Source organism: Sphingopyxis sp. (assembly GCF_965279725.1).
Lineage (GTDB): Bacteria > Pseudomonadota > Alphaproteobacteria > Sphingomonadales > Sphingomonadaceae > Sphingopyxis.
Genome location: NZ_CBDIIL010000002.1, coordinates 565,976 through 589,687 on the forward strand (window position 1 = coordinate 565,976; position 23,712 = coordinate 589,687).

Sequence of the window (23,712 nt, forward strand, 5' to 3'; positions counted from 1 at the left end):
AACTAACCGAAAAGAGAGAAAGAAACCGCTAACATATGGCCTCCTCCCCCTCTTTACCGCCCGATCAGTTCGCGACGGCGCTCAATCGATCCCGCCAAAGGTCAAACCGACGACCTCGTCGACCATCGCTTCGTCCCACGTCAGGCGCCGGTCCAGGATCAACATTGCCAGCCCGTGGACGAGCGCCCAAGCGTGCAAAGCCGCCGTATCGGGATTTTCGGCGCCCGGCAACGCTTCGCCGACCCCTGCCCGTAGCAGATTATAGGCAACTTCGCCGCCGTCACCGCCAACATTCGCATGGCGCGCCGACATCTGCCGCGTGAAACTCAGACGGAACAGCGCCGGTTCGTCATGGGCAAAACGGACATAGGTCGTCCCCGTCGCCTTGAACCCATTGCGTCCGCCCCCGGCCTTCAGCCACGCCTGTGCCTGCCTCGCGCCCAGCCGCCGCAACCCTTCGTCGGCGAGCGCGTCGAGCAGCGCCTCTTTATCCGGAAAATGGCGATAAAGCGCGGTGGCGCTGACCCCGACGTCGCGCGCCAGCGCCCGCAGCCCCAGCTCGCCGTCGTCGCCCGCTTCCAGCCGTTTCAGCCCCGCGGCGATCACCGCCGCGCGCAGGTCGCCATGGTGATAAGCACCCACCGCCTTCGCGCCGTCGCTTTTTATGTTGACACTGTTATCTTCATCGATCATGTTGTCACCGTAAACATTCCGAGTCGCCAGCGCAACCCCACGCTACGCGGCACCTTCGCCAACATCCGTAAGGAGCATCCCCATGGCAAGCAACGTCGAAACCCTCATCCGCAGCGCGGTCACCAAAGGCATCGGCAAGGTCGCCGACTTTAACCGCAAACGCCTTCCCCGCCCCACCGATGCGCACCCCTTCCTCACCGGTATCCACAAACCGATGACCGAGGAACTGACGCTGGAGGAACTGCGCATCGAAGGCGAAATTCCCGCCGCTCTGACCGGCCGTTACCTGCGCAACGGTCCGAACCCCGCCGTTGCGCCCGACCCAGCCAGCTATCATTGGTTCTCCGGCGCCGGCATGGTTCACGGTATCCGCATCGAAGGCGGCAAGGCCGACTGGTATCGCAACCGCTGGGTCCGGGGCAGCGAAGCCTGCGCGGTTCTTGGCGAGGAACTGCCCCCCGGACCGCGCAATGGTAACAATGATGCGCCGAACACCAACGTCGTTGGCCTCGCTGGTCGCACTTTTGCGATCGTCGAAGCGGGCGGCAAGCCGGTCGAACTCGATTACGAACTCGGTACCATCGCCCACAACCCTTTCGACGCGACGCTAGTTGGAGCCTACACCGCGCACCCGCACCATGACCCCTATACTGGCGAGATCCACGCGATCACCTATCGCGGCGACGAACCGAACAAGGTCTGGCACGTCGTTCTCGACAAGAACGCGCACGTCATCCGCGAGGAAGCGATTGCGGTCTGCGACGGACCGTCGATCCACGACTGCGCGATCACCCAAAACCACGTCCTCGTCTTTGATCTGCCCGTCACCTTCTCGATGAAAATGCTCCTAGCCGGCTATCGCTTTCCTTATGCGTGGAACGATGCCCATCCGGCGCGGGTCGGCCTCCTCCCCAGGAAAGGCGGCGGCGACAGCATCATCTGGGTGCCTGTCGAACCCTGCTACGTCTTCCACCCTGCCAACGCCTTTGAAACCGCGGACGGCAAGGTGATCGTCGATGTCGTCGCGCACGAGACGATGTTCGCGGAATCGAAACGCGGTCCGGACAGCCAGAAGTCACGCCTGGAACGCTGGACGATCGACCCGGTGGCCGGAACGACGGTGCGCACGGTGCTCCACGATCATGCACAGGAATTCCCGCGTTATGACGAACGGCTAACGACCAAACCCTATCGCTACGCCTACAGCATCGCGATTCCGGATGGAGAATCGGCCGAATGGGAACTCGCGGAAACAAAGCTGTTCAAGCACGACCTGGCAGTGGGAAGGACCGACATCCACGATTTCGGCCCTGCCCGGCACCCCGGCGAATTCGTCTTTGTGCCGCGCAGTGCCGATGGTGCCGAAGATGACGGTTGGTTGATCGGGCTGGTTGTCGACATGAACCAGGAGACGACCGAACTGGTCATCCTGAATGCCGATGACTTTACGGGGCCACCGCAAGCGGCCGTTCATCTGCCGCACCGCGTTCCGCCGGGGTTCCACGGGAACTGGATCGCCGACTGACGGATCCCCGGCGCGCCAGCAGCGCCTCGGTCACCCGCAGCGATCTTTCATTGTCGACATCGATCGCCGTCGCCCCGTTGCTGATCAGCAGCGGGGCGATGTCGATTTTCAGACGGCGCGAAATGCGACCAAAGATGTGATGGATCGGCCCGAGTCCGAACCGGGAGCGAATAAGGTTGATCAAGCCAAAGGCCTGTATCACCCGGAACGGCTTTTTGACGAACTGGCCGCCACCGCGAAACGTCTCCGCCGCCTTCAGTGCGCCGGGGTGGCCGATCCAATAGGCGTTGCAGTTCGACACCGCGACGTCAGAAAATTCGTAAAAGCGCCGCTGTCCTTCAGGATGGATCGCCAGTACATCCGCCCGCCGGGCGAGCGCGACGCCCGCGTCGATACCCAGTCGCTGAGCTTCGGCACCGATTTCGGCGATCGTTTCGGGCGTGAGCAAACAATTGTCGGCGGTCGTGATCAACAGCGGAAAGCGGGCGGCGCCAGCAGCCAGCAACACCGAATCGGCCAGATTGTCGGCGGCCGGAATGATCACCAATCGGTCGCCCAGCAGATCGACGACGGGGTCGCCCAGATTTTTCAGCAAGGCAGCATGGTGCGTCGATACCAGCACCCGCTCCGCTTTGCTGTCCGCTGCGCTTTCCAGCACATGCGCGATCATCGGGCGCCCGGCGACGGGAACAAGGCATTTGTCGGTAACCCCATGCGCTTTGGCCAGCGCATCGACCGCACCGGGGCGCCGTCCCGCGAGGATCAGGATCGACCTGCTCATGCCGCGTCGCGCCGCGCGATCACTGGCGCGATCTGGCGAAGCATGCTTTCCGCCACGATCGTTTCGATGAGCGTCGTTTGGGTGAAGCCTGCCGCGACAGCCGAGCGCGAAAAGAGCTTCTCCGACCACAGATTGCAGTTGAGGTTGACCTCGAGCAGCCGGACGTCGCCGGTCGTGTGATCGACGCGAAATTCGAACCGACCATAGTCGAACGGGCGGAAAATATCGGCCATCCGCTTGGTATATTTAATGATTTGCGCGGTGATGGCGGGATCGTCGAACCGCTTGATGCAATATCCCAAATTGCCGACGAGATCGCGCTTTTCCTGATAGGTGCGTAGCTGGGTCGGGTCGAGTTGTTCGAAGATCATCATCGGGAGCATCGCCGGTTCGCCGCTCAGCGTGATCACCGGTACCTCAATATCGCTGCCGTCGATAAAGGGTTCGACGAGCGCGTCGTGATCGAGCGCGTGGATTTCGGCGATCGATTGCGCCAGCTCGATGCGGTCATGCGCATCACGCACGCCCCACGACGCCGAGCTGTTGTTTGGCTTGATGACCCAGCGCCGCGCGGGCGGGCAGCGCGACATATCGACGGGCGTGCCACGCCGGAACAGCGCCCAAGGCGCAGTCGGTACGCCGCGCGCCGCGGCTTCCAACTTGGTCAGATGCTTGTCATCGGACAGGCCGCGGACGATCGGCGACGCGCCGACATACGGGAGGCCATGCTGGTTGCAGAGCAAGGGGAGCAGCATTTCGGAATTGAAGAAGCCGCCGCGATTGAGCAGTGGAAACACGAAATCGGCAGCCGGCCGATCGAACAGCGCGGCATAGCTGTCCGCGATCAGCAGTTCGATCCCGAGTCCTTCGAGCGTCACGCGCATTTCGCGATGATAGAGCGCGTGATTGCCATCGTCGGGGTGCAGCCCACCGGTCCAGCGGGCATGTTTGGCGATGAAGAGCAGCCGTTGCGTGTCACGCAGGCGGTTCGGTAGCCGGGTCGGCGCCAGGTCGGTCGTTTTCATGCTGCGGCGTTGACCACATCGAGATTGCGCGGCGATGACGAATTGGTGACGCAGGTGACACGGAAGCGCAAAATCAATGTCATTTTCGCGCGCAACGGCTGGAAATGCGTTACTTTGAAGCAAATCTGACCCAACGGCCGCGCAGATCGCCCGACCGCAAACCAGATGGCGCGTGACGACGAACCGCGCCGGATTCTTCGCTGCGCCGCCCGGCGCACACGGCTCGTCGCGGAAACGCCGTGGTCGGCGCAGCGCTTTTCGTCGGCAGTTCGTTCAGGCTTTACTATGACAAAGAACATTGCCCTTTCCCGCCCCGCCATGAGCGCGATTGCCGCGTTCCTGGTTCTGTCCACCCCCAGCGCTTTTGCGCAGGAAACGCCTACCATCACGATGACGCCGCCGGTGGCCGAACCGGCCCCGCCGGTCGTTGCCGAACCGAGCACCCCGGCTCCGGTAGCAGCGCCCCAAGCCGCGCAGGCGCCGGTCGCAGCGCCAGTTATCCGCGTCCCGCTGGATATCGCACCGCAGGAAACGGCGTCGACGCCCAACGCCGCCGAACGGGCAGCCGCTACCCCTGCCCGCGCCGAGCGTACCGCACAGCGGGCGCCCGCCGCAGTTAAGGCGTCGGTTGCATCACCGGTCGCCGCCGCGGCCACGCCGATCGCTGATCCGGCGCCTATCGAACCCGTAGCGTCCGCGTCGGCATCGACCATGACGCCGCTTGAACCGGTTGTCGCAGCGGCCCCGCAGCCTGCCGAAACGGTGACCGCGACCAGTGGTGAATTTCCTTGGGAAATTGCCGGGGGTGCCGCTGCGCTTCTGATCGTTGGTGGTGCTGGGCTAGCCTTTGCGCGCCGTCGTCGCAGCAACAGCGAAGTGTCCGAAGAAACGCCTGCTTACTCGTATGAGCCCGTTGCTGCAGCACGCACGACGACTGCCGACGCATGGGTTTCGCCCGCATATGCTCCGCGTGAGGAGGCACCGGTTGCACCCCGCCGCACCACCCCCGCGTTCACTGCGGCGCCGAGTGGCAGCATGGGGCGTCACGAAGCGATGGCGATGGCTGGCCCCACCGACGACAATCCGTTCGTCACGCTCAACAAGCGCCTGAAGCGCGCGCGCTTCCTTGATCGTCAGGAACGCGTTGCTTACGGCGAAACGCTTGGACAGCAAAAGGACGTGACGCGCACTCCGGTCAGCGCCTGGGAAATTGCTCAACGCCCCACCCCGGTGGTCCAGCAACAGGAAGTGCGCCGGGTTGAACCCACCCGTCCCCGCACGACCCCCACCTTCCGCCGTCCGGGCTATTCCAACGGCTAACCCAAAACGCTGCGGCGGTCCCCTCGCCGCATAAAAAAGGGCGGTGCCTCGCGGCGCCGCCCTTTTCTTATGTCAGAAGCCGGTCGGATCAGCCGACCGAATTCGCAAACTGATTACTTCAGTTCGACGGTGCCGCCAGCGGCGAGGATCTTGGCCTTCAGCTCTTCAGCTTCTGCCTTGTTCACGCCTTCCTTGATGGCCTTCGGCGCACCTTCGACGAGTGCCTTGGCTTCGCCAAGACCCAGGCCGGTGATCGCACGGACTTCCTTAATCACGTTGATCTTGTTGCCGCCGTCACCCGTCAGGATGACGTCGAATTCGGTCTGCTCTTCAGCAGCCGGACCAGCAGCCGCAGCGGCGGGAGCAGCAGCAACAGCAGCGGCAGCCGAAACGCCCCACTTTTCTTCGAGCAGCTTCGACAGGTCAGCCGCTTCGAGGACGGTCAGTGCCGACAGTTCTTCAACGATCTTTGCAAGATCAGCCATGTTCATTCTCCATCAAAACCGGGACGTGCCCGGCACAAGTTTCAGTTCAGTTCGAAATTACGCTGCTTCTTTGGCGGCATATGCGCCAAAAACCCGCGCCAACTGGCCAGCCGGGGCTGCGGCAATCTGCGCAACCTTGGTGGCCGGAGCCTGTACCAGACCGATGATCGTGGCACGAAGCTGGTCGAGCGAGGGAAGCGAAGCCAGCGCTTTGACGCCATTCACGTCGAGGACCACGTCGCCCATGCCGCCACCAACGATCTCAAGCTTGTCGTTGGTCTTGGCAAATTCCACGGCGATCTTCGCCGCCGCGACCGGATCGGTCGAGGTTGCGAGGGCCGTGGGACCGGTCAGCAGGTCGCTGATCCCGGCGTAGGACGTGCCATCGAGCGCGATTTTGGCAAGACGGTTCTTCGTGACGCGAAAGTCGGCTCCTGCATCGCGCATTTGCTGGCGCAGCACCGTCGACTGAGCGACGGTCATGCCGAGGTTGCGGACGACCACAACCGAGGCAGCTGATGCCAGCGTAGCGTTCAGCGAGGATACGGCTTCGGCCTTTTCCGTACGATCCATGCCTATACTCCACTCTGTGCCCGGATGCGCAGACGCCGAAACGCAGGCGCCGCCGGGCGGCTAACACACGCAAAACCGGACGCGAGCCGAGGCTCACCCGCTTTTGCGCAACGATGTCCGAAGGGGTCGGTCAAGACGCGTCGCCTGAACAAGCAGGCGGGCGACCGAAAAAGACTGTTCCCCGTCTCGGCTGGAAATTAAGCAGGGCAAATCCCCTGCACCAACTGTCTCGGACGGAATTGCCGCAGCCGGAGCTTTGGCAACACGGGGCGGCTATTAGCCGGAAACGGCCGGAAGTCAAGGCGGGCGGCGGATGTTGGCAAAGGTGCCACGTAATGTGCCGTCGAGCACTTGCAAAGTTCGATTTAAGATATATCTTAGATGCATTGAGAATCACTCAAAGGAATGAACATGATTTTTTATGCGAAAATGGAAGGCCGCGAATGCGGCGGGCGGCATGCGATGCATCGCGGTGGCGGACGTGGCTTTGGCCACGGATTCGTGCACGGCTTTGGCGGAAGTGGCCGACGCGGCGGCGGTGGCCGGGGCGAGCGCGGCGAGCGGCGCCGGATGTTCGATAGCGGCGAGCTGCGGCTCGTGCTGCTTAAACTGATCGCCGACGAGCCGCGCCACGGCTATGACCTGATCCGCCAGATCGAAGAACTGACCGGCGGCGCCTATGCGCCGAGTCCCGGGGTCATCTATCCGACGCTGACCCTGCTCGACGACATGGGCCAGATCGAAGCGCAGCAGAGCGAGGGCGCCAAAAAACTGTTCGCGATCACCGACGCCGGCCGCGCGGAACTGGAAGCCAACGCCGAAGTTGTCGATGCGGCGATCGAACGCCTGACCGCGGTCGGCGAAGAGACGCAGCGGACGGATTCGGCGTCGGTCCGCCGCGCGATGGGCAATCTGCGCCAGGTGCTGATGGACCGGCTGCGCGACCGCGACCTCGACAAGGCGGCGCTGCACGACATCGTCGCGCTGATCGACGAGGCCGCACAAAAGATCGAGCGGCTTTGATGACGGTCAGCAGCACCGCGACGGTCCCCACCGCCCATGCGAGCAAATATCTCCAGCAATTGTGCAAGCATTGGCAGCATAACCTGGCCGTCGAGTTTACCGCCGACCACGGCACCGTGACCTTTCCCAAGGACGCGCGCGGTGCCGACTGGCCCGGCGACGGGCTGGTGACCTTCGATGCCGCAACCGACGCCCTGTCGGTCCGCATCGACGCCAGCGTCGCTGGTCAGCTCGAAGGATTGCAGGGCGCGGTTGCGCGTCACCTCGACCGCTTCGCCTTTCGCGAAGCGCCCTTGCCCTTCGACTGGCAGCCTGGATCATAATGAAGGAACGCCTGCCGCGCGAAGCGCGTTAGGCGCTCTGACATCCACCCAAGGAAAGGAATATCTGTGACCGACGCCCAAGGGCTGCTTTGCCCGACCTGCCGCGTAAATCTGACGATGTCGGAGCGTCAGGGGATCGAGATCGACTATTGCCCGCAATGCCGCGGCGTCTGGCTCGATCGCGGCGAACTCGACAAGATCATCGAGCGCAGCGAAGCGGCGAGCGCCCCGGCGCCGCAAGCGTCGGCACCGCCGCCGCCGCAACAACAACCCTATCAACAGCAGCCGCAATATCGCGACCATGACGACCGGCATTATGGCAAGCCATACAAGAAGAATTACAAGAAGAGTTTCTTGAGCGAGTTGTTCGACTGAGCAACGCTATCCTCCCTGTCGCGCAGCGATGGGGAGGAATTCAATCAGCCAACCACCGCATTCCGCCGGGCGTAGAGGAAATAGACCCCCAGCCCGAGGACGTTCCACACCAGGAACCACAGCTGCGTCTTCGCCGGCAGGCTGTAGAACAGATAGAGGCAGCCGCCGATCGCGCCGAGCCCGACCACCCAAGGTAACGGCGCACGGAAGGTACGCGGCGCATCGGGCGCCCGAACACGCATGATCAGCATGCACAGCGACACCGCAATGAACGCCGCGAGCGTCCCCGCATTGGCGAGCGCCGCCAGCTCACCGAGCGGAATGAAGCCCGCGAGCACCGCGACGACCAGCGCGGTAAAGATGGTGATCCGCACCGGGGTGCCGCGCGACGACAGTCTGGCGAGGCTCGTCGGCAGCAACCCGTCGCGCGCCATTGTAAAGAAGATGCGACTCTGGCCATAGAAGAAGGCGAGGATGACGGTCGGAAGCGCGATGATCGCCGACACGGCGAGATATTGCGCGGCGAGCGGACTGCCCAGTTCGCGCAGGATCAGCGCCAGCGGTTCGGGGCTGTTGGCAAAGCGGGTATAGGCGATCGCGCCGACCGCAGCGACCGCCACCGCGATATAGATGACGACGCAGGCAATCATCGATCCGACGATGCCGATCTTCAGATCGCGGTCGGGGTTCTTTGTTTCCTCGGCGGCGGTGGCAATGGCGTCAAAGCCATAAAAGGCAAAGAAGATGATCGCCGCCGCGGCCATCACCCCCCGCTCGACCCCATCAGGACCCATGTGCTTGGCAAAGCCGAAGGGGCTGAAGGGTTCGAGATTGGCAGCGTTGAATGCGGGCAGCGCGACCGCGACGAACACGATCAACGCGACGATCTTTACCAGCACGAGGATTGCATTGAGCGTCGCGCTTTCGCGCGTCCCGACGAGCAGCAGCCCGGCGACGACCGCGATGATCGCGATCGCCGGCAGGTTCACGATGCCGCCGAGTTCGGGCCCTTGCATCAACGCCATCGGCGCGCCCGCCCATGCCTCCAGCAGGGGTGCGGCATAGCCCGACCAGCCGACCGCGACCGCGCTGACCACCAGCGAATATTCGAGAATGAGGCTCCACCCGACAACCCACGCGATGAGTTCGCCGATCACGACATAGGAGTAGGTATAGGCGCTGCCCGATGCAGGGATCATCGTCGCCATTTCGGCATAGGCCAGCGCCGCGCAGGCGCAGATCAGACCGGCGATGCCGAAGGAGAGGATGACCGCCGGGCCCGCCTTGTCGGCGCCGACACCGATGAGCGTGAGGATGCCGGTGCCGACGATCGCGCCGACGCCGAGCGCGATCAGATGCGGCCAGCCGAGCGTGCGGGCGAGCGCATTTTGACCTTCCCGCTGTTCCGGAACAATGGCTTTGCGGCGGAACAGGCTGTCGGTCATGTCGTTGGCTCCCCATTATTACTTTATTGCGGTCGTTTGGAACGGATCACGCGCGAAGGCAAGACCAGAGCATGGTCGCTTTATGCCGCTTGCCGCGCAATCCAGCCCGCGCGAAAAGCAAGCGTAGCGGCCAGTGTGACGGCGAAAACATAGGCCAATACCGGCGACCAGATCACTGTTCGCGCACCGATTAGCGCGCCACCGACCAGTCCCGCCCACAGGCCGAAGTGGTGCAGCCATCGGCGATCGCCCTCTCCGCGCAGTGCATTGGCGATTTTCTGGCCCATTTGCACCAATGTGCCGGTCATATAGGTCACGCCGACGACCGACCCGTCGCGACCAGCCATCGCCGCGTTGGCGGCACCCATTGCGAGGGCGAGGAACAGAAGCGCGTCCCAGCCGGTGCCCTCCAACCGCAATATTGCCGCGATCCCCAGCAATATCGTGACACTGACCAGAACCGCGGGCGTCCGCCGCGATCCGGCGCGCGCGCCAATCAGCGACCCCGCAACGACCCCGACGACAAAGACCGTGATGATCGTGCCGGCGATCAGTGCCGCGTGCTGCTCCCCCGCCAAGCCGACGGCCAGTCGGGTCGAGTTACCCGTCATGAACGACACGAAAAAACCGGCCGATTCGACAAAGCCGATCGCGTCGACAAACCCCGCCAAACCAGCGACCCCGATGGCCAGCACCTGATGCGGTCGGTCAAAACGGAGCATGCCCCTAAAGCAGCCGTTCGATCGCCTCGGCCAGCTTCGCATCGCGCTCCGACAGTCCATCGGCGTCGTGTGTCGTGAGCAAGATGTCGACGCGGTTATAGACGTTCGACCATTCGGGGTGGTGATCCATCTTTTCCGCGATGATCGCCACGCTGGCCATGAAGCCGAACGCCTGCGCGAAATCGGCGAATTTGAGTTGGCGGGTGATCGCGTCGCGGGTCGGTTCGTGGGTCCATTGCGGGAACCGGGCGAGCAAAGCGGTGCGGGCGTCTTCGTCGAGTTTCTGGACCATGAATCTTCTCCCGCTGGTAAAGGCCGTGCCGCCGCCATAAGGAAGGGCGCGATGAGCGACAAGCCTGCCCTGCCAGCCGGATGGACCGGAACCGCCCCCGATGCCGATGCGATGTTCGCGATGGCCGAGGTCGCGCTCGACACCATGCCCGCTGTGTTTCTGCCGCATATTCAGGGCGTGGTGATCGCGATCGAAGAATTTGCCGACGACGAGATCCTAAAATCGCTCGACATCGAGCATCCCTATGACCTGACCGGCCTGTATGAAGGGCGCCCGCTGACTGAGCGCAGCATCGATCAGAGCGGCGGCATGCCCGACCGCGTCACCCTGTATCGCGTCCCGATCCTGGTCGAATGGATCGAAACCGGTGAGCGGCTCGACCGGTTGGTGCGGCATGTGCTGATCCACGAGATCGGACATCATTTCGGCTTTTCGGACGATGATATGCACGCGCTTGAGGATATGGCGTGAGCGAGCTTTTGCGGCTCGATGGCGTGGCGTGTATCCGCGGCGACCGGCTGTTGTTCGAAAATCTGTCGTTCGCATTAAGGCCCGGCGACGCGCTATGGCTGCGTGGTCCCAATGGCGCGGGCAAGTCGAGCCTGATCCGGCTGGCGGCGGGGTTGTTGCGCGCCGCGGCGGGGACGGTCGAACGCCTTGGGCGCTGCGCGTTGATCGACGAGGCATCGGCGCTTGACGCCGAGCTGCCGCTGCGCCGCGCGCTCGATTTCTGGGCGAGGATCGACACCGTCGATGGCCACAGCGTCGACCGCGCGATGGAGGACATGGCGCTGACGCCGCTCGCCGACGTGCCGGTTTCGATGTTGTCGACCGGCCAGCGCAAGCGCGCCGCGATGGTTCGCGTGATTGCTGGCGGAGCGCCGATCTGGATGCTCGACGAGCCCGCCAACGGGATGGACGATGCGGCACAGGCGCGGCTGGTCGCCGCGATAGCGAAGCATCGTGCGAACGGCGGGGCGGTGTTGCTGGCGTCGCATTTTGCGCTGGGGATTGATGATCTGGCGGAGCTGGACATGGGGGCGTTGGCGTGACGGTCGTTAATGCCCGTCATTGCGAGGAGCGGAGCGACGCAGCAGTCTCCAGCTATCAAACTTGCGCATGGACGATGGCTGGAGATTGCTTCGCTTCGCTGGCAATGACGAAGTGGGATGGCGCGGCATGACCACCCTTCTCGCCCTGTTCTGGCGCGACCTGCAGCGCGCGTGGGGCAGCGGCGCCCTGTGGTTGCCGGTGCTGTTCTTCCTGCTCGTCGCCACCGCCTTTCCTTTTGCGGTCGGGCCGGATGCACCGCTGCTGCGGCGCGCGGGCGGCGGGATGGTATGGGTTGCGGCGCTGCTCGCGGCGTTGCTGCCGATCGACCGGCTGGTGCGGCCCGACCGCGATGCCGGCGTGCTCGACCAACTCGCGGTGCGCGGCATCGCCGACGAGGTGATCGCGGCGGTGAAGATTTTGGCACATGCGATTGCGTTCGGGTTGCCGTTGATGATCGCCTTGCTCCCGGCGGCAGCGTTGCTGGCGCAGGACGCGGCGCGGGTGGAGGTGCTGGCGACGGGGATCGCAATTGCGATCCCGGCGCTCGCGTCGCTGGCGGTGCTGAGCGCGGCGCTGACCGCGGGGCTGAAGGGCGGGAGCGCGATTGGCGGGCTGCTGGTGCTGCCGCTGGCGGTGCCGTTGCTGATCTTTGGGGCGGGGATGCTCGATCCGTCGGGACGCGGGGCGATGAAATTGCTTAGCGCGACGAGTTTGCTGCTGACGATGATCGGGCCGTTTGCGGCGGGCGCGGCGATGCGGGGGCTCAGGGAATGACCGCTATCGACCAATTGCTGACCTATATTGTCGTCATCCCGGACTTGATCCGGGATCCATCCGCCCTCTCAGTATAGGCGGTGCAAGGCCGCATGGACCCCGGATCAAGTCCGGGGTGACGAAGATATGAGGGCAGCTTCCCACCCCAAAGCCGACATCGCCCATAAGAAAAGGGCCGGAGTTTCCCCCGGCCCTTCGCTAAATCATGTGGTGCCAATCAGGCGCCGGTGACGTCGGCCGTATCGACCTTGACGCCCGGGCCCATCGACGACGACAGGGCGATCTTGCGGACATATTTGCCCTTCGCACCGGCCGGCTTGGCCTTGACGATCGCGTCGACAAAAGCGTCGAAGTTCTGGCGGAGCTTTTCTTCGCCGAACGACAGCTTGCCGAGGCCAGCGTGGATGATCCCGGCCTTTTCGACGCGGAATTCGATCTGACCGCCCTTGGCGGCCTTCACGGCTTCGGCGACGTTCGGGGTCACGGTGCCCAGCTTCGGGTTCGGCATCAGGCCCTTCGGACCCAGCGTCTTACCCAGACGGCCGACGATGCCCATCATGTCCGGCGTCGCGATGACGCGGCCATAGTCGAGGTTGCCCGCGAGCATGTCTTCCATCAGGTCTTCGGCACCGACCTTGTCGGCGCCAGCGGCCAGCGCCTTGTCGGCATTGTCGCCGCGCGCGAACACGGCGACCTTGACGTCCTTGCCGGTCCCGGCGGGGAGCGTCACGACGCCGCGGACCATCTGGTCGGCGTGGCGCGGATCGACACCCAGGTTCAGCGCGACTTCGAGCGTTTCGTCGAACTTGGCCGAGGCCAGCTCGCGCACGGTCTTGAGCGCTTCGTCGACGGTGTGCAGCTTGAGGCTGTCCACCTTGCCCTCAAGGGCTTTGAGTTTCTTGGTCAGCTTTGCCATCGGATCAGCCCTCCGTCACTTCGAGGCCCATCGAGCGCGCGCTGCCCTCGATGATCTTCGTCGCTTGTTCCAGATCGTTCGCGTTGAGATCCTTCATCTTGATCTCGGCGATTTCGGTCAGTTTCGAGCGGGCGATCTTGCCGCCGCTGATCTTGCCCGGCTCTTTCGAACCCGACTTCAGGTTTGCGGCCTTCTTGATCAGATAGGTTGCCGGCGGCGTTTTCGTAACGAACGAAAAGCTCTTGTCGGCAAACACGGTGATGATGGTCGGGGTCGGCGTGCCCTTGTCCATGGAATCGGTTGCGGCGTTGAACGCCTTGCAGAATTCCATGATGTTGACGCCGCGCTGGCCGAGTGCCGGCCCGAGCGGCGGCGAAGGGTTTGCGGTCCCTGCCGGAACTTGCAGCTTGATATAGCCGCTGATCTTCTTAGCCATGATGGCCTCCTATCTTTCTCTCGCCCCGGATTTGATCCGAGGCTCAAAATAAGCGGTCGAACAGAAGGGCATCACCCCCTCCTCCCGCGCGGAATCACGCCCGTATCTGACGCGAAGCGGCGCCGTTAGCCCGAATTGGCGGGAAAAACAAGCCTTGTACCGCGCTCAGGCGGGCGGGTGGTAGCGCAGCAGCCCTTCCTGCACCGCCGAGGCGATCAGCGTGCCGTCCTGGCGATAGATCGATCCGCGGTTGATCCCGCGGCTGCCGCCGGTCCAGTCGCTGTCCATCACGAACACGAACCATTCGTCGACGCGAACGTCATTGTGAAACCACATCGCATGGTCGAGGCTGGTCGAGAACAGCCCCGGAGTCGACCAGTTCAGCCCGTGCGGCAGCATCGCCGACGATAATAATCCCATGTCCGACGCAAACGCCAGGAAAGCACGGTGGACGAGCGGGTCGTCGCCGACCGGGGCAGCGGCGCGGAACCACTGATAATGCTGCGTCGCCTTGGCCGATGCGGGCGGGCGATGGTTGCGCAGTTCGAAGGGGCGGCGCCGCGCCATATGCGCAAAAGCCTGATCCGAGATGTTCGGATCGGCGGCGATCGTTTCCAGGAAGTCGCGGCATTCCTCGGGCGGCAGCAGGTCGGGCATCGGCACCTGATGCGACAGGCCGGGGGTCGGCAGCTGGAACGATGCGGTGAGGTTGAAGATCACCTTGCCGTCCTGGCGCACGACGACGCGGCGATTGGCGAAGCTGCGCCCGTCGAAATCGCGGTGGACGCGAAAATGCAGCGGCTTGGTCTCGTCGCCGCCGCGCAGAAAATAGGCGTGGAGCGAATGGACCTGTTTGTCAGGATCGACGGTGCGCGCCGCGGCGACCATCGCCTGTGCAATCACCTGACCGCCGAAAATCCGATCGCGTGCGGTGGTCGCGAGTGCGGGAAAGGTGAATTCGTCGGGTTCGTCGGCGGGGATCAGGTCGAACAGCCGCGCCACCGCGCCGACGACTTTGGTCGCGTCGGTGCTTTCGTTGATCGCGCGCGCCCGCGCGATCCGCGCCTCAACCTCTGTGGAGGACAGCTCGGTCACGATGTCAGCCTGCCCTCTTGATGGTTATTTGAAGCGTTCGACCTGTTCGAAGTCGAGCTCGACCGGGGTAGCGCGACCAAAGATCGACACCGACACCTTGACGCGCGCCTTTTCGAAATCGAGTTCCTCGACCAGCCCGTTGAAGCTGGCGAAGGGACCGTCGAGCACCTTGACCTGATCGCCGATTTCGTAATCGACACGGATTTCCTGCTTCGGACGGGCCGCAGCCTCTTCCTTGCTGTTCAGGATGCGCGCGGCTTCGGCTTCGCTGATCGCCTGCGGCTTGCCCATCGAACCCAAGAAGCCGGTGACCTTCGGGGTGTTCTTGACCAAGTGATAAACATCATCGGTCATCGTCAGCTTGGCGAGGACATAGCCGGGGAAAAACTTGCGTTCAGCCTGAACCTTCTTGCCGCGCTTCACCTCGGTGACGGTCTCGATCGGCACTTCGACCGCTTCGACAAAGTCGGTCAAACCCATGCGTTCGGCTTCGGAAAGCACCGAATCGCGCACCTTGTTCTCGAAACCCGAATAGGCGTGAATGATGTACCAGCGCGCCATGTGTGTCCGTGTCCTGTCCCTGAAATTTGCGGCGTTTAGCGCGCGAGCGACGTCAGCCAGCTGACGATCGCGTTGAAAACCGTATCGACGCCCAGAAAGAACAGCGACAGGATCGTCGTCATAATCAGCACCATGATCGTCGTCTGCACCGTCTCGCGTCCCGTAGGCCAGACGATTTTCTTGGCTTCGGCGCGCACCTGATTGATGAACTCAGCCGGGCTGGTTTTCGCCATGTCGATCGTCCTGTCCTACAAACTAATACTTCGGGCCAGATGGGTTGCCATGCCCCCCGCGTCAAGCGCGCTTTTGGGCAATAGTCCGCCCACCCTCCCCGAGCATGCCGGCGAAAGGCGGAACGAAAACGGCGCATCTGTCCGAATGACAGCGGCCTTTACTGGCGCGGCGAAGCGATTGCAAGTGCGGGGTCGGTTTCGCGCGTCAGCGCCCGCTGCATCAGCAGCAGCAGCCCGACCATCACAATCCAGCTGACCGTCGGTTGCAGCGCAAACAGCAGATGTAGCTCGCGCGCCGCTGCATCACCATTTTGGGGGTCGAACCCGACGAGGTCGAGGAGTAGGTAGCTGACCGCAATCGCTGCGGCGACGCCGAATTTCTGCATCAGGTTGAGCAGCGCAAAAAGGAACGCCGAGCGATTGCGGCCGCAGCGCGCGGCATCGCCCGGGATGATGTCGGCGAGCATCGAGTAAGTAAAAAGTAGCCCGACAAAGCCGGTGCCGAGCAGGATCGAAAAGCCCGCCGCCTGCGCGATCCCCTCCGGCTGTTGGAACAAGGTCGCGATCAGCAGGCCCGAGATCAGCAGCCCCATCATGATCATCATCGGAGGCTTGCCGTAACGCCGCGCGAGCCATGTCCAGACCGGCGAGGCGATGGCCCCGCCGACGAAGCTGGCGAACAGCAATATCGCGCTTTGCCCGTCGAGATCGAGCACGGTGGCGGCGAAGAAAACGAACAGCGACGTCAGCGAACCAAAGGCAAAGCTGTTGAGGAACTGCACGCCGAGCAGCAGCATCAACGGCGGGAACGCCAGCGAAACGCGGATCTCGTGCCGCCAGCCGATGCCGGGTTCGGCGATCACGGCGCGCGGGGGGACGAGGCGGATCGCGTAGAGCGCAATCGGCACCATCAGCATGAACAGGCTGGCATAGGCCATGATGCGGCCTTGCAGACTGACCCCGGGGATCAGGATTTGCGCGGCCGCGGGCGCCGCAAACGCTAGGATCAGCGCGACCTTCGCGAACCAGTCGCGCACCCCGTACAGCAGTGCACTGTCGCGCGGGGTGCGCACCAGTGCCGCGCCCCACGACAATTGCGCAACTTCGTACAGGCTGTAGCTGGAGTAAAAGAACACCATCATCAGGAACAGTGCGGCGAAGGGCAGCCGATCGCCGACGGTCACCAGCGCGAGCAAAAGCAGCGCCAGCGGCACCAGCGCAAGCAGCATCCAGCGCCGGTGCGCGCCAAGCCCGGTGCGGACGCGGTCGACCATAGTCCCGATCAAAGGATCGACGACGCCGTCCCAGATGGTGGTGAGCGAAAACAGCAGCCCGACCAGCGCCACCGAAATCACCCCGCCCTCGGCAATATAGGGCGGCAGATAGACGCTGAACGGCAGGCCCAGGATCACCGTTGGCCCCGCAGTTGCGGCGTAGGCGGCGACCGTGCGCGGGCGCAACGCCGGCACTTGATCGGGCAGACCGGCCGTGGACGGGACGATACTGGCCAAAATAGGATGCTCCAGATGCCGAAGGAAGCAGGTTTTCAGTTATTGACAATCATGTCAACAGAAGCGCGGCGCCGATGCCGCTAACCGATTTTGAAATGCGACAAAAACGGCTGGAGGCGCCAGTCGAGCTGGTCGTTGTCGAGCCATTCGTCCTCGAGCCCCGCGAGCGTGTGGAGCATGGAGTCCCCGATCACGATGCTGAGCAACAGTTTCGCCGCCGCGTCGGGATCGTCGATTTCGGCTTCGCCCGCCGCCGCCCATTCAGCGAACAGCGTCGATAATTCCTCGATCGCCGGGATGTGCAGGTCACGATAGATTTGCAGCGCGAAGTCGCGGTCGCGCAAACTTTCCGAAATCAGCATCCGCATCAAGGCAACGGCGCGCGGCGAACGCATCCGGTCGCATTGCCGATGCGCGTAGCCCCTGAGCAATTCGACGTTCGAAATATCCGCCATAGCCATACATTCGGTCGGCTGGCAGCGGGCTTCATTGCCCCAGCGCGAAGCAATCGCGTGGAGCAACCCCTGTTTATTGCCGAACAGGTCATAGAGCGTCGCGAGCGATCCACCCGACCGTTTGACGATTTCCGCGAGACCCGTGCGTTCATAACCCTGTTCGAGGAACAGCGCTTCGGCGGCGTCAAGGATCGCATCGCGGCGACGTTCGCGCAGCGACAGGGGCTCCATCGGGCATTCCAGCAAGTCGGACGGTACCATCCGCGATTCTCTCCCTTGTGCTTTTCTGTAATGTAAATTACATGGCGATTTGTGCAAGGCGTTTATTGTGCCATCCACGCTTCATAATACAGCATTATTCAGGGGTTCTTATGAGTCGCGCTCGTTCCTTTGCCAGCGTCAGCGTCGCCGCGTTGGCCTTGTTGCTCACCGCCTGCGCGTCCGAAGCGCCCCCTGCCCCGCCGCCGCCCGAGGTCAATATCGTGACGGTGCGGTCACAAGCAGTGCCGAACGTCATCGAGCTGCCGGGCCGCGTGCAGGCGTATCGGACCTCCGAAGTCCGCGCCCGCGTCGACGGCATCGTCGAACGGCGATTGTTCGACGAGGGCAGCTTTGTCCGCGCCGGAACATCCTTGTTCCGCATCGACCCGCGCCAGTTGAACGCGACATCCAACGCAGCGCGCGCGCAGCTGGCCCGCGCGCAGGCGACCGCGGCGAATGCGCGGCAGGTCGTCGCACGCTACCAGCCGCTGCTCGCCGATCAGGCGATCGGCAAGCAGGAATATGACGCCGCCGTCGCCGCGCAGCGCACCGCCGAAGCGGATGTGCAGGCGGCGCAGGCCAATCTGGAATCGGCGCGGCTGAACCTGGGTTATGCGTCGGTCACCGCACCGATTTCGGGCCGCGCCCGCCGCGCCGAGGTCACCGAAGGCGCGCTGGTCAGCGCGGCGCAGGGTACGCTGCTGACCACGATCGAACAGATCGACCGCGTTTACGTCAATTTCGGCCAGTCGAGTTCGGACCTGCTGGCGACGCGCCGCGACATGGGATCGGGCAAGGTCAGCGCCCCGCAGCTCGAGCGCGTCGAAGTCCAGCTGATCCTGGAGGATGGCAGCGCCTATCCGGTGGTCGGCCACCTCGACTTCCTTGACCTGTCGATCGACGAGGCGACGGGGACCGCGGCGTTGCGCGCCGAATTCCCCAATCCGGCCTCTGCGCTGCTGCCCGGCCAATTCGTCCGCGCTCGCATCTTTGCCGGCAACCGCGCCGACGGGATGCTGATCCCGCAGCGGGCGGTCAAACTGACCGGGGACGCCGCCAGCGTGATGGTGCTCGACGCCAAGAATATCGCGACCCCCCGCCCCGTAAAGCTGGGTACGATGATTGCCGGCCAGTGGGCGATCCTCGACGGACTGCGCCCCGGCGACCGGGTCATCGTCGACGGATTGCAAAAGGTCCAGCCGGGCCAGCCGGTACGGATTGCGCCACCCAAGGGTGCGGCGTCGACGCACCCGGCAAAGCGCTGATCTGATATGACCCCCCGCTTTTTCATCGACCGGCCCATTTTTTCGTGGGTCATCGCCATCGGCATTCTGCTGTCGGGCATCATCGCGCTGCGCAGCCTGCCGATCGAACAATATCCATCGGTTGCGCCGCCATCGCTGACGATCGGCGTCACCTATCCGGGCGCCGACGCCAAGACGCTCGAACAAAATGTCACGCAGGTGATCGAACAAGAACTGAACGGGGTCGAGGGCTTCCTCTACATGGCCTCGACCAGCGAATCGAACGGCACCGCATCGATCAACCTGACCTTTGAGGCCGGGACCGACATCGACAATGCGCAGATGGAGGTGCAGAACCGCCTGCGCCGCGTCGAACAGCGCCTGCCCGAGGATGTCCGGCGTCAGGGGATTTCGGTGACCGAAGCCAATTCGGGATTCCTGCTGATCGTCGCGGTCACGTCGAAGAGCGGCAACACCGACCCCATGGAGATCAACAATTTCGCCAACACGCGTGTGCTCGACGAGCTGCGCCGCGTAAATGGCGTCGGTAATGTGCAGGCGTTCGCGCCTGAATATGCGATGCGGATCTGGCTCGATCCGCAAAAGCTGGCGTCGTATAACCTGTCGGCAGCCGAAGCGCTGGGGGCGGTGCAGGAACAGAACAGCCAGACCCCGGGCGGCCAGCTGGGCGACCAGCCACTCGCCAAGGGTGCACAGCTCAACGCGGTGATCACCACGCAGGGCCGCTTTACCAAGCCCGAGCAGTTCGAGAGCATCATCCTGCGCGCCAATCCCGATGGGTCGGCGGTGACGCTGGCCGATGTCGGGCGCGTCGAGCTGGGGTCCGCAAGCTACCTCTTTTCGTCGGAGCTGAACGGCAAGCCGATGGCGGGCCTCGCGGTTCAGCTGACCCCCGGCGCCAACGCGCTCGCAACCGCCGAGGGTGTCCGCGCCCAGATGGCCGAGCTGGCGAAGGGCTTTCCGCCCGACATCACCTGGTCGATCCCCTATGACACGACGCCGTTCATCCAGCTGTCGATCGAAGAGGTCGTCATCACGCTGGTCGAAGCGATGGTCCTCGTCTTCCTCGTCATGTTCCTGTTCCTGCAGAACTGGCGCGCGACGGTGATCCCGACCGTGGTCGTGCCGATCGCGCTGGCGGGCGCGTGCCTGGGCCTGTGGATGTTCGGGTTTTCGATCAACGTGCTGACCCTGTTCGGCATGGTGCTGGCGATCGGCATCCTCGTCGACGATGCGATCGTCGTGATCGAAAATGTCGAGCGGATCATGAACGAAGAGCATCTGTCGCCCTATGAGGCGACGGTGAAGGCGATGGCGCAGATCACCAGCGCGATCATCGGCATCACGCTGGTGCTGATCGCAGTGTTCATCCCCATGGCGTTCTTCCCCGGATCGACGGGCGGTATTTATCGCCAGTTTTCGATGACGCTGGCGATTTCGATCGCGTTTTCGGCGCTGCTCGCGCTGACGCTGACCCCGGCGCTGTGCGCGACGCTGCTGAAGCCGCACGACGACACGGCGCGCAAGGGCAAGATCGGCGCCTTCTTCGATCGCTTTTTTGCCCGCTTCAACGGCTGGTTCGGCCGCACCACCGATCGTTATCAGGGCGGGGTCGGCAAGATGCTGGCGTCGCCGCTGCGCTGGCTGGGGGTGTTTGCCGCAATGGTGCTGGTGACCGGCTTGCTGTTCACGCGCTTGCCCGGATCGTTCCTGCCGCAGGAAGATCAGGGCTATCTGATCACCGTCGTCCAGGCGCCGCCGGGTGCGACGTCGCAGCGAACCGCCGAAGCGACGAAGCAGGTCAAAGCCTTTTTTGCCGAACAGCCGCAAGTCGCGAATATCGTGCTCGTCAACGGGTTCAGCTTTTTCGGGCAGGGTCAGGCGAACGCCATCATGTTCACGCCGCTCAAGCCTTGGGACGAACGCACCGGCGACGGCGACAGTGCCGATGCGATCGCCGGCAGGGCGATGGGGACGTTGATGGGGATCAAGGAGGCGTTCGCTTTCTCGCTGAGCCCGCCGTCGATCCCGGAGCTGGGGACGTCGAGCGGCTTTACCTTCAAGCTGCAGGACCGCGGCGCCAACGGGCGCGAGGCGCTGGTCGCGGCGCGCAACCAGATGCTGGGCGGCGCGATGCAGAGCAAACTGCTCGCCAATGTCCGCCCCGAAGGTCAGGAGGATGCGCCGGTGCTGAAGGTCGACATCGACCGCGTCCAGGCGCGCGCGCTCGGCCTGTCGATCGGCGACGTTAATGCGACGCTCGCGATCAGTTTCGGCAGCGCTTACGCCAACGACTTCACCCGTGAAGGCCGCGTGCTGCGCGTGCTGCTTCAGGCTGACGCGGCCAGCCGAATGACCCCGCAGGACGTGCTCGACCTGCGCGTGCGCAGCGCCAATGGCGGCATGGTGCCGTTCGGATCGTTCAGCAAAGCCGCATGGTCGGCCGAGGCGCCGCAGTTGCAGCGCTATAACGGTTATCCTGCGATGACGATTTCGGGCGAACCGTCGCCCGGCCAGTCGACGGGTGAAGCGATGGCTGAAATGGAGCGGCTGGCGCAGACGTTGCCCGCCGGCTTCGCGTTCGAATGGACCGGCATCTCCTATGAGGAAAAGCAGTCGTCGGGCCAGATCGGCATGTTGCTGGGCCTGTCACTCGTCGTCGTCTTCCTGTTGCTGGCGGCGCTGTATGAAAGCTGGTCGGTGCCGGTTTCGGTGCTGCTGGTGGTGCCACTGGGCGTTCTGGGCGCGGTGGTGTTCTCGATGTTCCGAGGGCTCTCCGCCGACATCTATTTCAACGTCGGGTTGATCACGATCATCGGCTTGTCGGCGAAAAATGCGATCCTGATCGTCGAATTTGCGATCGAGCAAGAGGCCGAAGGCAAGTCGACGCTCGACGCAGTGATGGAAGCGGTGAAGCTGCGGCTGCGCCCGATCATCATGACCAGCCTGGCGTTCATCCTGGGCATGGTGCCGCTGGTCATCGCGAGCGGGGCTGGCGCGGCCAGCCGCATCGCGGTCGGGTCTGGCGTGATGGGCGGGATGATCGCGGCGACTTTGCTGGGCATCTTCTTTATCCCGCTCTTTTATCTGTCAGTGCGAAAATGGATCAGCCGCAAGCGGCCCCCTGCCCCGACCGAAAAAGGCCATCATGAGGAGCCCGGACATGCGTAAGCTGATCGCGCTGGTTGCGGCGACCACGCTTGCCGGCTGCGTCAATATGGCGCCGCCGCACGAGCGCCCGGCGCTACCCACCGCGCCCGATTATCCGCAGGATTTTGCGGGCGATGTGACGCTGGGCCAGCGCGCGACCGACGTCGCATGGCAGGACTTTTTTGCCGACCCGCAGCTTGAGGCGCTGATCGCCCAGGCGACCCTGCGCAACCGCGACCTGGCCGTCGCGGTTGCGCAGATCGCGGAAGCGCGCGGGCTGTACCGGATCCAGGACGCCGATCGCCTGCCGACGGTGGGCGCCAGCGCCGATGCGGCGCGCAGCCGCGGGCCATCGCTGACCGGCACCGGGACCGACACGACCAGCCGCTATTCGGTCGGGGTGGGGGTAACGTCGTTCGAGCTCGATTTCTGGGGCCGGGTGAAAAATCTGTCCGAAAGCGCCCGCAGCCAATATCTCGCCACCGAGCAGGCGGAACGCGCGTTCCGCCTGACGCTGGTCCGCGATGTCGCGTCGACCTATTTCGCCTCGCGCGGCGCCACCGAGCAGATCGCGCTGGCCGAAGCCACCGTCGCCAGCCGCAAGGAAGGGCTGCGCATCGCCAAGCGGCGGCTCGACGCCGGGGTGACATCGGCGCTCGATTACCGCCAGTCGGAAACGTTGCTGACGCAGGCCGAAACCCAGCTTGCCAGCCTGAAGCTGATCAAGGCGCAGGCCGATAATTTCCTCAACGTGCTGACCGGCGGACCGGTGGCCGAGCCGCTGCCCGCTGCGCTGCCCCTTGTCGCGCAAACGCAGTCGCCGACGCTGACCGCCGGCCTGCCGTCCGATCTGCTCGTCGCCCGCCCCGACGTCTTGGCGGCCGAGGAACGGCTGCGCGCCGCACGGGCCAATATCGGCGCGGCGCGCGCTGCTTTCTTCCCGTCGATTTCGCTGACGGGCAACCTCGGCTTCGCTTCGGGTTCGCTCGATAATCTGTTCAGTAATAACGGCTTTGGCTGGAGCTTTGGCCCGTCGATCAGTCTGCCGATCTTCGATTTCGGGCGCAACAAGGGCAATCTGACCGTCGCCGAAGCGCGCGGGAATATCGCGGTCGCAACCTATGAGCGCACCGTGCAGGGCGCATTCCGCGAAGTCGCCGACGCGCTCGCCGGGCGCCGCTATCTGGCCGAGCAGGTCGAGGCGCAGGAGCGCGGCACGCTGGCCCAGCGCCAGATCGCCGACTTGGCGCGCAAGCGGTATCGCGAGGGGGTTTCGACCTATCTCGAAGTACTTGACGCCGAACGCAATCTGTTCGCCGCCGAACAAACGTTGATCGAAACGCGCCGCGCCCAGGCCGACAATCTGGTAACGCTGTATGTCGCGCTGGGCGGCGGGCTGGTCGAGCGCCGCTGAGGGACC

27 protein-coding genes are annotated in these 23,712 nt (G+C 63.9%); 11 read left to right on the forward strand and 16 right to left on the reverse strand.

The genetic code is table 11. The annotated features are described in order from the left end of the window. Window positions 1-81 precede the first annotated feature (81 nt). A complete protein-coding gene (locus tag ACQY6T_RS07220; protein WP_428629880.1) occupies window positions 82-693 on the reverse strand; it encodes a TetR/AcrR family transcriptional regulator in 612 nt (203 codons plus the stop codon). An 82-nt stretch (window positions 694-775) separates the two neighbouring features. On the opposite strand from ACQY6T_RS07220, the gene ACQY6T_RS07225 reads away from it, so the two are divergent. Continuing rightward, on the forward strand, window positions 776-2,218 hold the full coding sequence (locus ACQY6T_RS07225) for a carotenoid oxygenase family protein (RefSeq protein ID WP_428629881.1): 1,443 nt from the start codon (window positions 776-778) through the stop codon (window positions 2,216-2,218). Here the strand turns inward: ACQY6T_RS07225 and ACQY6T_RS07230 are convergent. From ACQY6T_RS07230 to ACQY6T_RS07240, 3 genes are read right to left on the reverse strand one after another with little or no spacing between them, the layout of a single operon-like run. Beyond that, window positions 2,139-2,999: an NTP transferase domain-containing protein gene (locus tag ACQY6T_RS07230; protein WP_428629883.1), complete on the reverse strand. Its 861-nt coding sequence runs from the start codon at window positions 2,997-2,999 to the stop codon at window positions 2,139-2,141. The genes ACQY6T_RS07225 and ACQY6T_RS07230 overlap by 80 nt on opposite strands. Further along, window positions 2,996-4,024, reverse strand: a complete 1,029-nt coding sequence (locus ACQY6T_RS07235) for a D-alanine--D-alanine ligase family protein (protein WP_428629885.1) — start codon at window positions 4,022-4,024, stop codon at window positions 2,996-2,998. The genes ACQY6T_RS07230 and ACQY6T_RS07235 overlap by 4 nt, the downstream gene beginning before the upstream one ends. After that, window positions 4,021-4,344 (reverse strand): hypothetical protein, encoded by a 324-nt coding sequence (locus ACQY6T_RS07240; RefSeq protein WP_428629886.1) that lies wholly within the window; start codon window positions 4,342-4,344, stop codon window positions 4,021-4,023. The genes ACQY6T_RS07235 and ACQY6T_RS07240 overlap by 4 nt, the downstream gene beginning before the upstream one ends. Between ACQY6T_RS07240 and ACQY6T_RS07245 the strand changes: the two genes are divergently transcribed. Beyond that, window positions 4,343-5,344 carry a hypothetical protein gene (locus ACQY6T_RS07245; protein ID WP_428629888.1) on the forward strand — a complete coding sequence of 334 codons (1,002 nt, stop codon included), beginning with the start codon at window positions 4,343-4,345 and terminating at the stop codon, window positions 5,342-5,344. The two genes, ACQY6T_RS07240 and ACQY6T_RS07245, sit on opposite strands and share 2 nt — an antisense overlap. 113 nt (window positions 5,345-5,457) lie before the next feature. Here ACQY6T_RS07245 and rplL read toward each other — a convergent pair whose 3' ends face one another. Further along, entirely contained in the window at window positions 5,458-5,829 is a 372-nt protein-coding gene (gene rplL / locus ACQY6T_RS07250; RefSeq protein WP_037516187.1) for a 50S ribosomal protein L7/L12, read from the reverse strand. Window positions 5,830-5,886: 57 nt separating this feature from the next. After that, window positions 5,887-6,402, reverse strand: a complete 516-nt coding sequence (gene rplJ, locus ACQY6T_RS07255) for a 50S ribosomal protein L10 (protein ID WP_428629890.1) — start codon at window positions 6,400-6,402, stop codon at window positions 5,887-5,889. A 411-nt stretch (window positions 6,403-6,813) separates the two neighbouring features. Between rplJ and ACQY6T_RS07260 the strand changes: the two genes are divergently transcribed. From ACQY6T_RS07260 to ACQY6T_RS07270, 3 genes are all read left to right on the forward strand, one after another. Continuing rightward, window positions 6,814-7,425, forward strand: a complete 612-nt coding sequence (locus ACQY6T_RS07260; RefSeq protein ID WP_428629892.1) for a PadR family transcriptional regulator — start codon at window positions 6,814-6,816, stop codon at window positions 7,423-7,425. Next, complete coding sequence (locus tag ACQY6T_RS07265; RefSeq protein WP_428629894.1) at window positions 7,425-7,748, forward strand: DUF2218 domain-containing protein; 324 nt, start codon at window positions 7,425-7,427, stop codon at window positions 7,746-7,748. Before ACQY6T_RS07260 ends, ACQY6T_RS07265 begins: the two co-directional genes overlap by 1 nt. 117 nt (window positions 7,749-7,865) lie before the next feature. Next, window positions 7,866-8,123, forward strand: coding sequence for a zf-TFIIB domain-containing protein (locus ACQY6T_RS07270; RefSeq protein ID WP_428630395.1), 258 nt, complete (start codon window positions 7,866-7,868; stop codon window positions 8,121-8,123). A gap of 44 nt (window positions 8,124-8,167) precedes the next feature. Here ACQY6T_RS07270 and ACQY6T_RS07275 read toward each other — a convergent pair whose 3' ends face one another. The 3 genes from ACQY6T_RS07275 to ACQY6T_RS07285 all read right to left on the reverse strand — a co-directional run bounded on the left by ACQY6T_RS07275 (window position 8,168) and on the right by ACQY6T_RS07285 (window position 10,582). Further along, on the reverse strand, window positions 8,168-9,568 hold the full coding sequence (locus tag ACQY6T_RS07275) for an amino acid permease (protein ID WP_428629896.1): 1,401 nt from the start codon (window positions 9,566-9,568) through the stop codon (window positions 8,168-8,170). Window positions 9,569-9,648: 80 nt separating this feature from the next. Then, complete coding sequence (locus tag ACQY6T_RS07280) at window positions 9,649-10,290, reverse strand: YoaK family protein (RefSeq protein ID WP_428629898.1); 642 nt, start codon at window positions 10,288-10,290, stop codon at window positions 9,649-9,651. Window positions 10,291-10,294: 4 nt separating this feature from the next. Continuing rightward, a complete protein-coding gene (locus ACQY6T_RS07285; RefSeq protein WP_428629900.1) occupies window positions 10,295-10,582 on the reverse strand; it encodes a 4a-hydroxytetrahydrobiopterin dehydratase in 288 nt (95 codons plus the stop codon). A gap of 51 nt (window positions 10,583-10,633) precedes the next feature. Here ACQY6T_RS07285 and ACQY6T_RS07290 point away from each other — a divergent pair, with 51 nt between their 5' ends. The 3 genes from ACQY6T_RS07290 (at window position 10,634) to ACQY6T_RS07300 (ending at window position 12,409) form a co-directional block, all read left to right on the forward strand. After that, on the forward strand, window positions 10,634-11,053 hold the full coding sequence (locus ACQY6T_RS07290; RefSeq protein WP_428629902.1) for a metallopeptidase family protein: 420 nt from the start codon (window positions 10,634-10,636) through the stop codon (window positions 11,051-11,053). Further along, complete coding sequence (gene ccmA / locus ACQY6T_RS07295) at window positions 11,050-11,634, forward strand: heme ABC exporter ATP-binding protein CcmA (protein ID WP_428629903.1); 585 nt, start codon at window positions 11,050-11,052, stop codon at window positions 11,632-11,634. The genes ACQY6T_RS07290 and ccmA overlap by 4 nt, the downstream gene beginning before the upstream one ends. A gap of 127 nt (window positions 11,635-11,761) precedes the next feature. Then, window positions 11,762-12,409, forward strand: a complete 648-nt coding sequence (locus tag ACQY6T_RS07300) for a heme exporter protein CcmB (protein WP_428629905.1) — start codon at window positions 11,762-11,764, stop codon at window positions 12,407-12,409. 217 nt (window positions 12,410-12,626) lie between these two features. Here the strand turns inward: ACQY6T_RS07300 and rplA are convergent, their stop codons facing one another. The 7 genes from rplA to ACQY6T_RS07335 all read right to left on the reverse strand — a co-directional run bounded on the left by rplA (window position 12,627) and on the right by ACQY6T_RS07335 (window position 17,877). Beyond that, window positions 12,627-13,325: a 50S ribosomal protein L1 gene (rplA, locus tag ACQY6T_RS07305; RefSeq protein WP_428629906.1), complete on the reverse strand. Its 699-nt coding sequence runs from the start codon at window positions 13,323-13,325 to the stop codon at window positions 12,627-12,629. 4 nt (window positions 13,326-13,329) lie between these two features. Continuing rightward, on the reverse strand, window positions 13,330-13,761 hold the full coding sequence (rplK, locus tag ACQY6T_RS07310; protein WP_428629908.1) for a 50S ribosomal protein L11: 432 nt from the start codon (window positions 13,759-13,761) through the stop codon (window positions 13,330-13,332). Between the two features lie 165 nt (window positions 13,762-13,926). Next, a complete protein-coding gene (locus ACQY6T_RS07315) occupies window positions 13,927-14,856 on the reverse strand; it encodes an acyl-CoA thioesterase (RefSeq protein WP_428629910.1) in 930 nt (309 codons plus the stop codon). A gap of 24 nt (window positions 14,857-14,880) precedes the next feature. After that, complete coding sequence (gene nusG, locus ACQY6T_RS07320) at window positions 14,881-15,417, reverse strand: transcription termination/antitermination protein NusG (protein ID WP_428629912.1); 537 nt, start codon at window positions 15,415-15,417, stop codon at window positions 14,881-14,883. A gap of 35 nt (window positions 15,418-15,452) precedes the next feature. After that, window positions 15,453-15,650, reverse strand: coding sequence for a preprotein translocase subunit SecE (gene secE / locus ACQY6T_RS07325; protein WP_293703497.1), 198 nt, complete (start codon window positions 15,648-15,650; stop codon window positions 15,453-15,455). 158 nt (window positions 15,651-15,808) lie between these two features. Beyond that, window positions 15,809-17,161, reverse strand: a complete 1,353-nt coding sequence (locus ACQY6T_RS07330; RefSeq protein WP_428629914.1) for an MFS transporter — start codon at window positions 17,159-17,161, stop codon at window positions 15,809-15,811. Between the two features lie 80 nt (window positions 17,162-17,241). After that, window positions 17,242-17,877 carry a TetR/AcrR family transcriptional regulator gene (locus ACQY6T_RS07335; protein WP_428629916.1) on the reverse strand — a complete coding sequence of 212 codons (636 nt, stop codon included), beginning with the start codon at window positions 17,875-17,877 and terminating at the stop codon, window positions 17,242-17,244. Window positions 17,878-17,987: 110 nt separating this feature from the next. Between ACQY6T_RS07335 and ACQY6T_RS07340 the strand changes: the two genes are divergently transcribed. Genes ACQY6T_RS07340 through ACQY6T_RS07350 form a run of 3 tightly spaced genes read left to right on the forward strand, consistent with a single transcriptional unit; the run spans window position 17,988 to window position 23,706 of the window. After that, complete coding sequence (locus ACQY6T_RS07340; protein WP_428629918.1) at window positions 17,988-19,142, forward strand: efflux RND transporter periplasmic adaptor subunit; 1,155 nt, start codon at window positions 17,988-17,990, stop codon at window positions 19,140-19,142. A gap of 6 nt (window positions 19,143-19,148) precedes the next feature. Beyond that, window positions 19,149-22,313 carry a multidrug efflux RND transporter permease subunit gene (locus tag ACQY6T_RS07345; protein ID WP_428629919.1) on the forward strand — a complete coding sequence of 1,055 codons (3,165 nt, stop codon included), beginning with the start codon at window positions 19,149-19,151 and terminating at the stop codon, window positions 22,311-22,313. Next, window positions 22,306-23,706: an efflux transporter outer membrane subunit gene (locus tag ACQY6T_RS07350; protein WP_428629921.1), complete on the forward strand. Its 1,401-nt coding sequence runs from the start codon at window positions 22,306-22,308 to the stop codon at window positions 23,704-23,706. The genes ACQY6T_RS07345 and ACQY6T_RS07350 overlap by 8 nt, the downstream gene beginning before the upstream one ends. Window positions 23,707-23,712 lie beyond the last annotated feature (6 nt).

Bases quoted from the DNA above. Each gene is read 5' to 3' on its own strand.
- ACQY6T_RS07220 (WP_428629880.1), bottom strand. From the start codon at position 693: ATGATCGATGAAGATAACAGTGTCAACATAAAAAGCGACGGCGCGAAG.
- ACQY6T_RS07225 (WP_428629881.1), top strand. From the start codon at position 776: ATGGCAAGCAACGTCGAAACCCTCATCCGCAGCGCGGTCACCAAAGGC.
- ACQY6T_RS07230 (WP_428629883.1), bottom strand. From the start codon at position 2,999: ATGAGCAGGTCGATCCTGATCCTCGCGGGACGGCGCCCCGGTGCGGTC.
- ACQY6T_RS07235 (WP_428629885.1), bottom strand. From the start codon at position 4,024: ATGAAAACGACCGACCTGGCGCCGACCCGGCTACCGAACCGCCTGCGT.
- ACQY6T_RS07245 (WP_428629888.1), top strand. From the start codon at position 4,343: ATGAGCGCGATTGCCGCGTTCCTGGTTCTGTCCACCCCCAGCGCTTTT.
- ACQY6T_RS07240 (WP_428629886.1), bottom strand. From the start codon at position 4,344: ATGGCGGGGCGGGAAAGGGCAATGTTCTTTGTCATAGTAAAGCCTGAA.
- rplL (WP_037516187.1), bottom strand. From the start codon at position 5,829: ATGGCTGATCTTGCAAAGATCGTTGAAGAACTGTCGGCACTGACCGTC.
- rplJ (WP_428629890.1), bottom strand. From the start codon at position 6,402: ATGGATCGTACGGAAAAGGCCGAAGCCGTATCCTCGCTGAACGCTACG.
- ACQY6T_RS07260 (WP_428629892.1), top strand. From the start codon at position 6,814: ATGATTTTTTATGCGAAAATGGAAGGCCGCGAATGCGGCGGGCGGCAT.
- ACQY6T_RS07265 (WP_428629894.1), top strand. From the start codon at position 7,425: ATGACGGTCAGCAGCACCGCGACGGTCCCCACCGCCCATGCGAGCAAA.
- ACQY6T_RS07270 (WP_428630395.1), top strand. From the start codon at position 7,866: ATGTCGGAGCGTCAGGGGATCGAGATCGACTATTGCCCGCAATGCCGC.
- ACQY6T_RS07275 (WP_428629896.1), bottom strand. From the start codon at position 9,568: ATGACCGACAGCCTGTTCCGCCGCAAAGCCATTGTTCCGGAACAGCGG.
- ACQY6T_RS07280 (WP_428629898.1), bottom strand. From the start codon at position 10,290: ATGCTCCGTTTTGACCGACCGCATCAGGTGCTGGCCATCGGGGTCGCT.
- ACQY6T_RS07285 (WP_428629900.1), bottom strand. From the start codon at position 10,582: ATGGTCCAGAAACTCGACGAAGACGCCCGCACCGCTTTGCTCGCCCGG.
- ACQY6T_RS07290 (WP_428629902.1), top strand. From the start codon at position 10,634: ATGAGCGACAAGCCTGCCCTGCCAGCCGGATGGACCGGAACCGCCCCC.
- ACQY6T_RS07300 (WP_428629905.1), top strand. From the start codon at position 11,762: ATGACCACCCTTCTCGCCCTGTTCTGGCGCGACCTGCAGCGCGCGTGG.
- rplA (WP_428629906.1), bottom strand. From the start codon at position 13,325: ATGGCAAAGCTGACCAAGAAACTCAAAGCCCTTGAGGGCAAGGTGGAC.
- rplK (WP_428629908.1), bottom strand. From the start codon at position 13,761: ATGGCTAAGAAGATCAGCGGCTATATCAAGCTGCAAGTTCCGGCAGGG.
- nusG (WP_428629912.1), bottom strand. From the start codon at position 15,417: ATGGCGCGCTGGTACATCATTCACGCCTATTCGGGTTTCGAGAACAAG.
- secE (WP_293703497.1), bottom strand. From the start codon at position 15,650: ATGGCGAAAACCAGCCCGGCTGAGTTCATCAATCAGGTGCGCGCCGAA.
- ACQY6T_RS07335 (WP_428629916.1), bottom strand. From the start codon at position 17,877: ATGGTACCGTCCGACTTGCTGGAATGCCCGATGGAGCCCCTGTCGCTG.
- ACQY6T_RS07340 (WP_428629918.1), top strand. From the start codon at position 17,988: ATGAGTCGCGCTCGTTCCTTTGCCAGCGTCAGCGTCGCCGCGTTGGCC.
- ACQY6T_RS07345 (WP_428629919.1), top strand. From the start codon at position 19,149: ATGACCCCCCGCTTTTTCATCGACCGGCCCATTTTTTCGTGGGTCATC.
- ACQY6T_RS07350 (WP_428629921.1), top strand. From the start codon at position 22,306: ATGCGTAAGCTGATCGCGCTGGTTGCGGCGACCACGCTTGCCGGCTGC.